This is a genomic window from Lactiplantibacillus daowaiensis, from assembly GCF_005405085.1.
Lineage (GTDB): Bacteria > Bacillota > Bacilli > Lactobacillales > Lactobacillaceae > Lactiplantibacillus > Lactiplantibacillus daowaiensis.
Genome location: NZ_BJDJ01000013.1, coordinates 83,688 through 96,003, shown reverse-complemented (window position 1 = coordinate 96,003; position 12,316 = coordinate 83,688). Strand labels below are relative to the sequence as shown.

The 12,316-nt window shown below is 43.2% G+C and carries 12 protein-coding genes and 1 other annotated feature; of the genes, 3 read left to right on the top strand and 9 right to left on the bottom strand.

Annotation, left to right across the window (positions count from 1 at the left end):
- Positions 1–456 precede the first annotated feature (456 nt).
- From FFM75_RS09335 to FFM75_RS09325, 3 genes are all read right to left on the bottom strand, one after another.
- A complete protein-coding gene (locus FFM75_RS09335; RefSeq protein WP_137628901.1) occupies positions 457–966 on the bottom strand; it encodes an ECF transporter S component in 510 nt (169 codons plus the stop codon).
- Between the two features lie 275 nt (positions 967–1,241).
- Positions 1,242–2,498: a tyrosine--tRNA ligase gene (gene tyrS / locus FFM75_RS09330; RefSeq protein WP_137628900.1), complete on the bottom strand. Its 1,257-nt coding sequence runs from the start codon at positions 2,496–2,498 to the stop codon at positions 1,242–1,244.
- 54 nt (positions 2,499–2,552) lie between these two features.
- Positions 2,553–2,750 (bottom strand) — a binding site (T-box leader).
- Between the two features lie 37 nt (positions 2,751–2,787).
- The gene (locus tag FFM75_RS09325) at positions 2,788–4,176 is read right to left on the bottom strand and encodes a DHA2 family efflux MFS transporter permease subunit (RefSeq protein ID WP_137628899.1); all 1,389 of its coding nucleotides are present in this window, start codon (positions 4,174–4,176) and stop codon (positions 2,788–2,790) included.
- Between the two features lie 165 nt (positions 4,177–4,341).
- Here FFM75_RS09325 and FFM75_RS09320 point away from each other — a divergent pair, with 165 nt between their 5' ends.
- Positions 4,342–4,791 (top strand): MarR family winged helix-turn-helix transcriptional regulator, encoded by a 450-nt coding sequence (locus FFM75_RS09320; RefSeq protein ID WP_137628898.1) that lies wholly within the window; start codon positions 4,342–4,344, stop codon positions 4,789–4,791.
- A gap of 25 nt (positions 4,792–4,816) precedes the next feature.
- Here the strand turns inward: FFM75_RS09320 and FFM75_RS09315 are convergent, their stop codons facing one another.
- The 4 genes from FFM75_RS09315 to FFM75_RS09300 all read right to left on the bottom strand — a co-directional run bounded on the left by FFM75_RS09315 (position 4,817) and on the right by FFM75_RS09300 (position 8,220).
- On the bottom strand, positions 4,817–5,593 hold the full coding sequence (locus FFM75_RS09315; RefSeq protein ID WP_137628897.1) for a PhzF family phenazine biosynthesis protein: 777 nt from the start codon (positions 5,591–5,593) through the stop codon (positions 4,817–4,819).
- 125 nt (positions 5,594–5,718) lie between these two features.
- Positions 5,719–6,111, bottom strand: coding sequence for a hypothetical protein (locus FFM75_RS09310; protein WP_137628896.1), 393 nt, complete (start codon positions 6,109–6,111; stop codon positions 5,719–5,721).
- Between the two features lie 25 nt (positions 6,112–6,136).
- The gene (locus tag FFM75_RS09305; protein WP_137628895.1) at positions 6,137–6,805 is read right to left on the bottom strand and encodes a hypothetical protein; all 669 of its coding nucleotides are present in this window, start codon (positions 6,803–6,805) and stop codon (positions 6,137–6,139) included.
- 14 nt (positions 6,806–6,819) lie between these two features.
- Positions 6,820–8,220, bottom strand: a complete 1,401-nt coding sequence (locus FFM75_RS09300; protein WP_137628894.1) for a GH25 family lysozyme — start codon at positions 8,218–8,220, stop codon at positions 6,820–6,822.
- A 721-nt stretch (positions 8,221–8,941) separates the two neighbouring features.
- Here FFM75_RS09300 and FFM75_RS09295 point away from each other — a divergent pair.
- Positions 8,942–9,181: a helix-turn-helix domain-containing protein gene (locus FFM75_RS09295; protein WP_137628893.1), complete on the top strand. Its 240-nt coding sequence runs from the start codon at positions 8,942–8,944 to the stop codon at positions 9,179–9,181.
- Between the two features lie 55 nt (positions 9,182–9,236).
- Here FFM75_RS09295 and FFM75_RS09290 read toward each other — a convergent pair whose 3' ends face one another.
- Positions 9,237–9,992 carry a C39 family peptidase gene (locus tag FFM75_RS09290; RefSeq protein ID WP_137628892.1) on the bottom strand — a complete coding sequence of 252 codons (756 nt, stop codon included), beginning with the start codon at positions 9,990–9,992 and terminating at the stop codon, positions 9,237–9,239.
- A 146-nt stretch (positions 9,993–10,138) separates the two neighbouring features.
- On the bottom strand, positions 10,139–10,720 hold the full coding sequence (locus FFM75_RS09285; RefSeq protein WP_171001473.1) for an NAD(P)H-binding protein: 582 nt from the start codon (positions 10,718–10,720) through the stop codon (positions 10,139–10,141).
- A gap of 176 nt (positions 10,721–10,896) precedes the next feature.
- Here FFM75_RS09285 and FFM75_RS09280 point away from each other — a divergent pair, with 176 nt between their 5' ends.
- Positions 10,897–12,246 (top strand): sensor histidine kinase, encoded by a 1,350-nt coding sequence (locus tag FFM75_RS09280; RefSeq protein ID WP_223876648.1) that lies wholly within the window; start codon positions 10,897–10,899, stop codon positions 12,244–12,246.
- Positions 12,247–12,316 lie beyond the last annotated feature (70 nt).

Here is a 12,316-nt window from a genome sequence, read left to right as displayed (position 1 = left end):
GTTCTAAAAAGCTCATTTAAAGTTGTTCAAAAATTTATTTGCTAGCGAATTGACTTCGCAAATGTTTGCTACTAATTTAAATTAGTAGACCCTACACATTTGATTTGTCGAAACTTTGTTCAGTTTTCAAAGGTCTAAATTGTTGGTTGATTGTCTCAACACAACTTAATCATCTTATCATTATGATTCGAAATCGTCAAGAACTTTTTCAACTCATAACTTTAATTTGAATGATGCTTGTTGCCTCAAACGCAACGTTAATAAGAATAACAAAACATTTTTTCGTTGTCAATAACTTTTTTGTTTTGATAATCCAATCAATTTGTTGTGCTGTAACAGCAACGTTTAATACTATACCAGGATAAAATTAATCGGTCAAGCTAAAAAACAAAATAACTTAAAACAAAAAGAACCTACCAACCGCAGTTGATAGATTCCTACTATATAAGTGTGTTTTTAATTAACTTGCGTCTTTACATAAGATTGCATCCGTAAAACAACCGGGAAAGCAATCACACCCCCGATAACAGCTTGCACAGCATTCGTTGGAACGCCAATCAATCCAGTCGGCAATGCATATAGCAACGAATCAGAAACAAAATACCCCGCTACCATCACAATACCACCAATCGCCATGGCAGCTAGTTGCCAGCCTTTAGACTTGCCGGCACCAAACTGCCCAACGAGCCAGCCTTCTAAACCATGCACGATCAATGAAAAAATCATGTATTGCGAATAACCGGAAATCAAATCTAAGATAAACCCACTGGCGCCGCCAACTACTGCGCCACCCCGACGACCAAATAAAAGTGCAGCAATCATAATGCCGGCATCACATAAATTGATATTACCATGAGTCATTGGCACTGGAATAATTAGTAGCCGTGAAATTACAACTGTTACGGCAATCAACAAGCCTAAAATTGCAATCGTTCGTGTTGAATGATGTTCTGGTTTGGTTTGCATACACAACCATCCTTTCTTAATGACGCCACATTGCTGGCGATGATTTCCCTTAAAAATCGTTCTAACTATAACATATTATTCAAACTCAACTCGGTAATATACCAAAACACTACAAATTTACAGTGACTTTACGCAATCATTACGTTGTGCCCCTTAACAAACCGTCTGCCAGCGCCGCATTCTAATATGTTTTTAATTTTACTACTTTTATCCTCATAATCCAGGATTTTAAGCAATTAAAAACCAGTTATCAACTGACAACTGGTTCAAATACGCTATTTAACCCGGGCTAAGAAATACTTCTTCTTCCCACGACGGACAATGACAAACTTGCCATCAAAAGCCGCCGTTGGATCGATTTCAGCATCAACGTCGGTAATTTTTTCACCGTTGATCCGAATCGCCCCATTTTTAATATCTTCACGAGCTTGACGCCGTGAGCTTTCAAACTTCGTCGCATCGACTAACCATAGAACGATGTTTTGCTTTTCACTCGTTACATCAGCTGAAGGGACACCTTTGAAACCTTGTTCGATTTCTTCAGCATTCAAGTTTTGCACGTCACCGGTGAACAAGGCTTTGGTAATGTTTTGGGCTTCAACAACCGCCGCTTTACCATGCACAAATTCAGTGACTTCTTCAGCTAATCGCCGTTGGGCTTCCCGCTTTTCAGGGGCAGTCTTAACCGTTTCAGCCAACCGATCGATTTCTTCATGGCTCAAGAACGTGAAATACTTCAAGTATTTGACAACATCGCGATCATCTTGGTTAATCCAGAATTGGTAGAATTCGTAAGGTGAGGTCTTTTCAGGATTTAACCAAACTGCCCCACCAGCAGTCTTACCAAACTTGGTCCCATCAGCTTTGAGCAATAACGGAATCGTTAAACCGTAAGCTTCAGCATCGTTGCCTTCTAACCGGTGAATTAAGTCAGTCCCAGCGGTGATATTGCCCCATTGATCCGCCCCACCAATTTGAAGTTGCACATGTTCTGCACGGAATAAGTGTAAGAAATCGATAGATTGCAAGATTTGGTACGTGAATTCGGTGTAAGAAATGCCGACTTCAAGCCGACTAGCCACAACTTCTTTATTTAACATCGTGTTCACACTGAATAGCTTCCCGTAATCACGTAAGAAGTCTAATAGAGAAAGTTTTGACAACCAATCGTAGTTGTTCACGATTGAGAAGTTATCATCAGACCCAAACAACTTGTGCATTTGGGCATTCAAGCCAGCTTCATTATGTTTGACTTGGTCCATCGTTTGTAAGACCCGTTCTGAATTCTTACCAGAAGGATCCCCAATCGCACCTGTCCCACCACCAACTAAAACGTATGGATGATGTCCAGCTAATTGGAATCGTTTTAAAATCATAAAGGGAATCAGATGCCCGATATGCATACTATCACCAGTTGGATCAATCCCACAGTATAAGGATACCGACTGTTTTGCTGTAAGTGCTGCTAAGCCGGCTTCATCAGTTTGTTGGTTGATGGCGCCGCGCCACTTTAAATCTTCAATAATGTTCATGCTAACTCCTCCTAGTATTGGTCCGAAAAAAGAAAAACTCGTCCCTGTCATTACAACAGGGACGAGTTTTTCCGCGTTACCACCCAAGTTATCACCCATATGGTGATCGCTCATTTATTGATAACGAAATAATCCGGCCGAATGGCAGCTCGCTTTACGTAATTCATCGTTGATCACAGCTCGGTTCACACCAACCACCGAGTCGCTTAACTGTTGGACCAACAACTACTGAATAAAGGTCACCACTTTTAATTGTTAGTTAATATCATAAGCACTAACACCTAAAATGTCAATCACGCTGACGGGTCTTCATCGCCAGACATAATGCAACCACATCGATCAAGACGAGTACCAACAACATCGCTAATGCTGCTGCTGAACCTAACGCCGTTCGATGCGCCGTGGTGCCGCTAGCTTGCGTCTGTACTAAAGTGATAACCGCTGACACTAGCGACGTCCCTGTGGCACCAGCAAATTGTTGTAACGTATTGAAAACGGCATTACCATCCGCTTGTTGTGCCATGCTTAGTTGGCCCAAACCACTCGTCATCGTATTCCCCATGATCAAACCTAAGCCAATCATGAAGATGATGTAAATGCCTAAAATCAACCAACCAGTTAAATGCATCGCAAAACCGGTAAATAAGGCGACCGCAACCGCTAGTAAACCAGCCCCGGTCAACAATGGCTTGGCCGCACCGAATTGATCCAAGATGCGACCACCCAAGGGGGCAAAGATTGCGCCGATTGCCGCGCCTGGCAAAACAAACAACCCAGCAACCATTGCCGATTGCCCATTCACAAGTTGCATATAGTTTGGCAAGATAAACGCCATCCCTAATGCATTCAATTGTAATAAGAAGAAACCTAGCAAATGCCAATTAAATGAAACCGTCTTAAAAATATCTAAATGGATCAAAGGTTGCTTAGCATGTTTCGTCCGGATGATAAAGACGACCAAGCCAATCAGTCCAACTGCCAGCATGCCAAAGAACATGCCCGGTCGTTGTGTGATTTGACTTAAATTGCTAAATGCCAGGGTAAAGCCAATAAAAATCAGGAGAATCATTCCCCAACCAAAAACATCAAACCCCACCTTTTCAGTTGGTCGTGCTTGCCGAATCGCATACAAGCCTAACAACAATGAAATAACTAATAATGGCAGTAACAGTATAAAAATCCAATGCCAGCCTAAACTGCTAACCACGATGCCCCCAAAAGTTGGCCCCAGGGCTGGGGCAATTGCTGTGATTAACGTTCCGATACCCATGAGTGTCCCACGCTGATGATCTGGCACCCAATCTAAAATAATATTAAACATTAACGGTAACGCAATCCCGGTTCCAAGACCTTGAACAATTCGGCCTAAAACAAGCATCAGAAAATTACCGGCTAACGCATCGATCACTAACCCAGCCATAAATAGCAAGTTAGCGGTAACAAACAACGTCTTCGTTTTAAAACGCCGTTTAAGAAACGACGAAATTGGAACGACGATTGAGACAACCACTAAATAAGCAGTCGTCATCCACTGCACAGTGGCGGTATTAATGCTAAATTCCCGCATCAGGGCTGGAAACGTAATATTCATGGCGGTTTCCACAATTACCCCGCAAAAAGATAATAAGCCGGTCGCCACAACGGCTAGGATCAATTTTGAATCAATTTTTTTGGTCATGTTTTCAACTCCATTTTGAGAAATTAGTTCTAATACGAACTAGTTATCTATCTTAACACAAAATTCTAACAATGCCAGTCTTTCTATCGATTGACTTTTAAAACTGACTTGCCTATAATGCCAAATAGTTAGTTATCGAACCATCTAAGAAGGGAGCTGTCCCCCATGCAACGTGCCATTGGGATCGCTATCAAAAAAGCCAATAATGCCTTAGCCCGTGATTCAGATCATTTTGCCAAACAACTCGGCTTAACCGGGATGCAAATTAGCACGATCAACTTTATCGCGGATCACGAAACCACCCAAGATGTATTTCAGCGTGACTTAGAACAAGAATTCAATATTCGTAAAGCAACGGCTTCGAGTTTAGTCACGGCAATGGTGACTAAAGGGCTTTTGATTCGCGTGGCTGCCACCAACGACGCTCGCTACAAACGATTATTACTGACGCCTCAAGCGCGACAACTAGCCAAAAAAATCGACGCTTTTTTTGCCGTTAGTGAGCGCCGCATGCAAGCTTTACTTGCAGCCGACTTTGATCCGACCTATAACAACCTGATCAAAATCAGTCAGACCTTCACAGACCAAAATACCCAACCACCAAAAAACGACTAACCAAACTGGTTAGCCGTTTTTTTACTTATAAGGTACTCTCACCCGTGGCAAATAAAACTGCCTGGCCGCCCATCGTGACCCGGTCACCTTGCCATTCACAATCTAACAACCCCACGCGCGCAGAAGCTTGTTGCGCGTTTAAATGCTTTTTATCTAAGCGTTGTGCCCAATAAGGAATTAAATTTGAATGTGCCGATCCCGTCACTGGATCTTCATCCACTTGCAGTTTCGGATAAAAAGCCCGCGAGACAAAATCAAATTCAGTATCTGGTGCTGTGACAATGACACCAATCCCCTGTGTCAAGGCTTTGACCTTTGCCAAATCTGGTTGCAGTTGGCGGACAGTCGCCGCATCTTCATAAACCAAAAAGAGATCTCGTGCTAAATATGCTGCCGTTGGCGTTGCCCCCATCGCGGCTGCAAAGGCTGGATCATTGGCAATCGGTTTCGGCATAATGCTTGGAAAGTCCAAATAGTACTGTTCACCTTGCCGGGTCGCATACAAAGGCCCTTTTTGCGTTTGAAAACTCAGCTTCGTGGCGGACGTTTCGTAGTAATTGAACAAGACGTACGCCGTCGCTAACGAGGCATGCCCACACAGGTCAATTTCTTGTTCCGGCGTGAACCAACGCAACTCATAGTGATCCCCATTTTTTACCGTAAAGGCCGTTTCTGATAAATGATGTTCTAAAGCGATTTTTTGCATCAACGCCTCACTCGGCCAGGCCGGTAAGACATAAACCGCCGCCGGATTCCCTTTAAAAACGGCATCATTGAACGCATCTACCAAATAAAACTTCATTGTGGTCACCACTTTCATTATGTATCGCCAAAAATGACGTGAGTTCATTCTAATCTTATTCAAATTATTTTGCAATTATTTTTTAATCAAAAAAAGCCACCAGCTTCTGCTGATGACTTTTCAACTTACATTTTAGTCCAATGGGCTGGTTGATTCGCAAACTTGAGTTGATGTCGGTAAGCCTGCCCTAAATGGTGCTGACCCACGGCATCCGTTAACGTAATCGTCCGTGTACCGGACAACTGCCAATAACCAGTTGTATGCACTTGGCCCATCGTCTCACGATAACTACCATCGGCCCGTAACTTTAAGGTGCGGGCCTGATGGGCTACCTGCCAAGTCCCAATCAACGTTGTCGCACGAATGGCCGTCGCTTTCCCGGGCGTTAGTTTTTGCACTAATGCCGTTACCGTGGCGGTATGGGTCTGTTTGGGGGCCGCCGTACCAAACTGTTTCGCACTGGCCGTCGTTACCCCTAACAACATGATTAACAGACACCCCAAAATAAAGCGGCGCATGTTGGTCACATCCTTTTAAGCTAAACTAGTTACTTTGCGCATCGGCCGCGATCTTCATGACCGTATTGGCTTGTTGGCCCTTAACTTGATAAACTTTATCTGATTTTTGCCATTTAACTGAGTTAGCTTGCCCAGATTGCGTCTGATCATAAACCGTGATTGATCCATGGGTCACACTGGTATCCGTTAAGTTTTGACTGTTTAATTGACTATTAACTTGTTTGGCAAACTTGGCTGGATTAGCTTGCACATCGGCGGTATTGGCAATTGCCGTTACTGACCAATTATTGGTATTCCAGTGAATATAAACCCGGCCCATCGTCCCTTGTAACTTGGCCGTCGTGCCATTGCCTAATGAGACCGTATTCCCTTGTGCTGATGGAATGTAGTCGACTTGGCTCTTGGCGTCACTCTTAGAATTGTAATCGGTCTTCTTATACGTTGCAGTCTTGGTACTAGTCCCAGATTTAACATAGCTGACACTATAATTAGACTTAGTCCCGCTAGCACTCGTGGCTTTGACGGTTTGGTTAGCGGCTTTGACGGTCGTTGGTGCTGCCGTTTGACTAACCGTCGTTACATTATCAGAAGCCGCGTGTAAAACGTGGTTCACTGAAGGTGCTGCAACCAGGCCAATTACTAACGCACTGGTTGTCGCAATAATCCCAACTTTTACTTTACGCTTAAATTGCATCAAAAATGTCCTCCTTAATTAGTCACATACGACTTATTAGCCGTAATGTATTGGCCAGCTGCCGTTACAAAATAACGTGATCCGGTCGAGCGTTTGCCGACTTTGGTCACCGTTACTTTTGTCCCTTTAGCCAAGCTATTTTGCCGATAGGCTTTCTTGAGGGATGACTTGCTGTAACCATAAATCTTCTTTTTAACCGTGACGGTTTTGCTACTTGGTAATGATTCAAAATAAGCCGGCGTCGCATACTTCACGTTGGCACTGACATAGCCCTTGCTCGTCTTAATGCGGCGGACATTACCGTTCGTAATGACAGTTCCCTTAATTTGACTCCCCTTCGTATATTTAGACCCGGTCTTAGTCTTTAAGCCCGCATCCGCGTAAATATTTAAATTGCTCGTCAAATCAAATGAACCGTGTTGACCATACCAATAACCAGTGACGTCTTGTGCCAAGACCCATTGATTTAGGCCGCTCAAGTAAACGGCTTGCGCTGAATTGCCACTAGTCACCGATTTAACTGCCGTAATTTTATAGAACTTTTGCTTGGCACTACTTGGAATCGTGGTGCTAGTCCCATAGTAAGTCGTTGCTGCCTTGTGTAAATAGGCGTGTTGACCGACCTTATACTTACTGTAAGCAGTTGGTGTGGTCGTCGTGGTCGAAGTATTCGTGTTGGTATTCGTGCTAGTACTGGTATCCGTTGTACTACCTGCGACGCTGCCTGCCGCAGTCCACCAACTGATTGGATGGACGCTAACGACCGCTTTACTATTGTCAATGTATTGATCCAAAGCTGACATGTAGTAATTATCGGTATATTGCCATAAGGCATATGAAATCGTTGGCGTACTTGAATAATTCGCGATCCACTGTGCATCGAAACTTTGCCGCGCAGTATTAGCATACGTGGTGGCAAATGATTGATAAGAATAGAAAATCAACTTTTTATTCGTCAACGACCGCATTTCATCATACCAAGCTTTAACGGCCGCATTAGTGGTCCCAGAAGTGACCGTATTGACTTCAAAGTCTAAGACATAAAACGCGGCGTTCTTGTTAGACCGGTTATAAAAGTCTTTGGCTTCTTGCTTGGCATCACTCGCACTAACGAATTGGGCATAGGCATATTCACCAAATGGCACCCCATACTTGACGTATAAATTCGTGTTATTGGTCGCATACTTATCAATATAGTCTGATCCGTATTGGCGACGGTTAATGACAAAGGAAACGTTGTTCTTCATATTCTGAACTTCCGTTGCCGTTAATTGTCCTTGCCATTCTGAAATATCCGGAATTGCTTTGGTGGTATCGGCACTGGCAGTTTTAGCAGCTGCCACCCCGAAGCCAAGCGTGACTAACGCGGTTAAAGCTAACCCCCGCACCACTGGCTTAAAATTATGTGCTTTCAAATTAGTTACCTCACTCTACCAAATTAATGTTTGCTACTCACTTGATCAAAACCCCTGATTAAATTCATGCGGTCCCGCCATCCCACGGGTACTTGCCATCTCCCATATCGTTAGTCTGAAAAATATCTAAATTTTCACGCTGGCTGGTATGTAAAAAAATTCAATATTTCCCAATTACCTATAATCATAAGCTAACTTTCTTGAAATTAGAAAACATTCAGGTTGCAATTGGGTTACACAACCTTACAAAAGTTTGAAGAAAATGTAATATTTAAAAAAGTTTATACGGTGTGCTATTAAACCTGGCCAAAATAAAAAAGCTCACGATAGCTCGCGAACTCTCCTTTTACATCCTCAATTAAGTGAACTGACCCCAAACGGTTGTCGAGCGCTTGTTCCCCAAATGGTCATGCTCATTAATCGCGGAAAAAGTATTGGGTCGGCACCCCAAAGTCATCGTGTAACTGTTGGACCTCCGCCGTATTCCATTGTGACCGACCATGCAACTTATTCCAAACGGTATTGACACTCCGATTGATGGAATTGTTGCGTGATGTGATTTTGCTTAAAATAAGCTAACAATAGCACGTCGTTATCTGGTTTCATTTAACCACTCCTTCTCGTCCCCATATGGGAATTTTACCGCATTTTCCATCATCCGGCAACATTTAACTGTGGATTTTCCAAAATTTATGGGTATAATGACGCATGAGGTGCAATCATGTTAGCAGACGACTTAAAATATGCTCGACAGCAAAAACAATTAACATTGGCCGCTGTTTCGCAGCAAATCGACGCGCAATATCACGTCCGAATCGCCCCATCGATGTTATCTCGATACGAAAATGGCTATTCGATTTCAATCAATCACCTCTTCGCTTTAGCTGCTTTCTTTAATATCAGTCTCGATCCGCTCGTCCGAGAATTTGCGCAGACCGGCCATCGTTATCAAACTAGATAAACAAAAACGTCCGTTAAACCAAGGTCAGGTTTAACGGACGTTTTGTTTTTTACCATTAATGTTTCAATGTTAAGACGACAGCTTGTTTGCCCATTTGATTATAGGCGGCAACAAAGTCTTTCCAACCGACGGCTTGTTGTTTGTGACCATACGGATTGTTAATATAAATCACTTTCTTGGCACGATTAAAGCCGACGATCACCACACTATGCATATCATAAGTAATCTTAACCGAACCAGTTGGTGTTTGCCACGTCTGCATACTGGTTACCGGTGCAAAGTTCAGCGTCGTTACCGTCCAAACTGGGTGACCTTGTTCAAGTTGTTTAATCACCGTTTTAAAAGAACTGCCGGTTAAATCTTTAACGTGACTGGTCTCCGTTTTAGCTAGCTTGTAAATCGGGCCGTGATACACCCCAAGTCCTGGATTTGCCCCAGTAATATCACCAACAAACCCGGTATTGGGATTGCCATGTTCGCCATTATCATATGTGATTGGCACACTATTGAGTTTATTAGCAAGTTCATTCTTAGTAACGTTAATGTGAACATAATTCATCATCATCGTCAATGACGTCACTTCACAGCCATTATATAACCGTGGTGCTGCCATCTGATTGACTAACGGGACATCTAATTTGACTTGATTAATGGGCTTGGCTTTTTTAGGTTTAGTCGTTGTCTGTTTCGTCGTAAATGACGCATCGATCCAATCAGACACTTGCGTCACCGACACCCCAACGACCCCAATAATTAAAACCACAATCAATACGAGCGGCCAGCGCCGCCGGGATTTCATATGTCTTGGCATGTTACTTCCACCTTGTTTTATAAAATAATCAATTAAGTCTTTCCCCAAATTAATTTAATTATCCCCAACTTGGCTATCATAACATGATTTATTTTATTTAGACACTCAAATGCAACATTCCCTAAACAATCTAATCGGCACCTAACTTAAGCCGCAAGTGGCCAAGTTAACCCAACTGTTAAGTAATCCCACAATTGCAAGGTCCGCCGGGTTGGCACTGCAGTTAGCCAATCAGTCGCCATCGACCGGGTATAAATCGCCGTATCCATTGCAGTCTGACCTTCAATCAAGGTAAAGTCTAAGCCACTTTGTTGCCAAGCTTGTTCCAAGGCTCTAACTTGTCCTAACTGTTGATGCTGTTGATGCTGCCGATGCTGTTGGTACCATTTTACGGGTTGGGCTGTTAATGATAGCACGCTGTCAGGACTGGCAACGACCACTTTTGGTTGCCCACTGGCCGATAAGGCAGCAGTCAATGATTGCGTTTGATCCGTCAGCGCTCTAGAATCAAGTTGAACAAGCACTAAGTCTTGATCGACGGCCGCGGCAGTTAACCCGGCAGTATCGGTCAAGTCACCAGCAATGACGGCGACATCCTGCGGCCAAGCTTCAATTTCAGTCAGGGGCGTATAGACGGTTAAAGTTACTGCTAACATTTGGTTGATGGTTGTTAATAAACTGTTGACTTGTTGCGGCGTATAAACGCCGGCCACGAGGATATTTTGCACTTTCAGCACTCCTTTATTTTTCAATGGTCTTAGCATACTAGCTTCGTGTTAGTCGAAGGCAAGCAAAATTATCAATTTTTTGCCAAAAAGTTGCTGGCATCGGTTACAATTGATTTAGTGGTTAGTAAAGTCAATTTACCAACCTAAATTTTTGAATCCTGAAATGAGGTGCAATAATGACAGGATTTTTATATATACTCTCGTTAGTTTCGGGTAGTTATGAGATGGTGATTTTTATGCTTGCCTTTCGCGAGTATGTCACTTGGAAGCTAGGGCTCGTGTGGGTCGGCTTGGTCATCTTCTTTGGCGTTTTTGGGCAGTTAGCGACAACTTGGTGGCCCCAAGTGCCGCTGGTCTTTTTTTGGGTCGTGCCAATCACAATTGTCAACACAATCATGAGCGCGCGTTTGCTTTATACCAAGTGGATCTTAATGATGCCGGTGGCCATCTTCCTCAATGCCATCAAACGGCTAATCGGCGGGCTAGCTGGCGTCTTTTTGAAATGGGTAATGTCATCAAATGCCCCACTGACCCTTCGTCAATCCGTTCAGTTACATAATTGGGCTGCTAATATCAACCTATTCGGCGCGGCCATCCTTTGTATCCCAGTTATCTTAGTGTTAGGTTTTTGGGCCCACCATTGGGTCGTTAAAAATGCCGCTGCCGACTTTTTCCAGCATGCCAAAATTGATTACAGTGATTACTTATTAGTCTTGCTATTTTATGGGTTGTATATTTTAGCTTACGCATTTGCTTTGGAACTCTCAGTTAATTTACAAATGTACGTGGCAATTGCAGCTAGCATTGTGTTTGGTATCATCGGTTTTTATTTGGTCAATAATAAAAATAGTCGCCTAACGGATGCCCAATTATTAGAAGAAATGTCGAATTATAATGAGTTGCTGAGTCATCGTAATCAAGAATTACATCTCTTTAAACATGATTATCAAAATATTTTACTCAGTTTATCGCAATACATTCAAAGCGATGACTTGCCAGGCTTAAAACACTACTATGAACAAGAAGTATTACCAGCCGGCGATAATCTCAGTGGGCATGCCGGGCCTGAACAGTTACGTTACTTACAAGCCCCAGAAATCAGCGGCTTGATCTATTCCAAATACGAAGCCGCTGCTAGTCGTGATGTGCAACTTCAATTGGCATTATTTGAACCCGTTAGTTTACCGCCCGTCGCGCACGTCAACATTGTACGTATCTTAGGGAATTTACTCGATAATGCCATCGATGCCGCCAGCCAAGTGGATCGGCAAGTTTACTTATTAATCACCCCGATTCCCCACAGTGACACCGTGACTTTTACGGTTCGTAATCGGATTCCGGCTGGTGACACGATCCATTTGAACCGGATTCGTAAAAGCCGCTTTACCACGAAAAAAGGCCACCTCGGCTACGGCCTCAGTAGCATTGAGCAATTAGCAACCAAACAAGTCCATGTCGATTATCAAATTGATGCTGAGAATTTCACGGCCACCTTAACGATTGAAAAGCCAGCCAAGAATCATTAGCTTTAGAAAATCTTAATTTGATAAAATCCCGTTCTTATTTACAATTAGAGATAACGACTGGGAGTGGTAA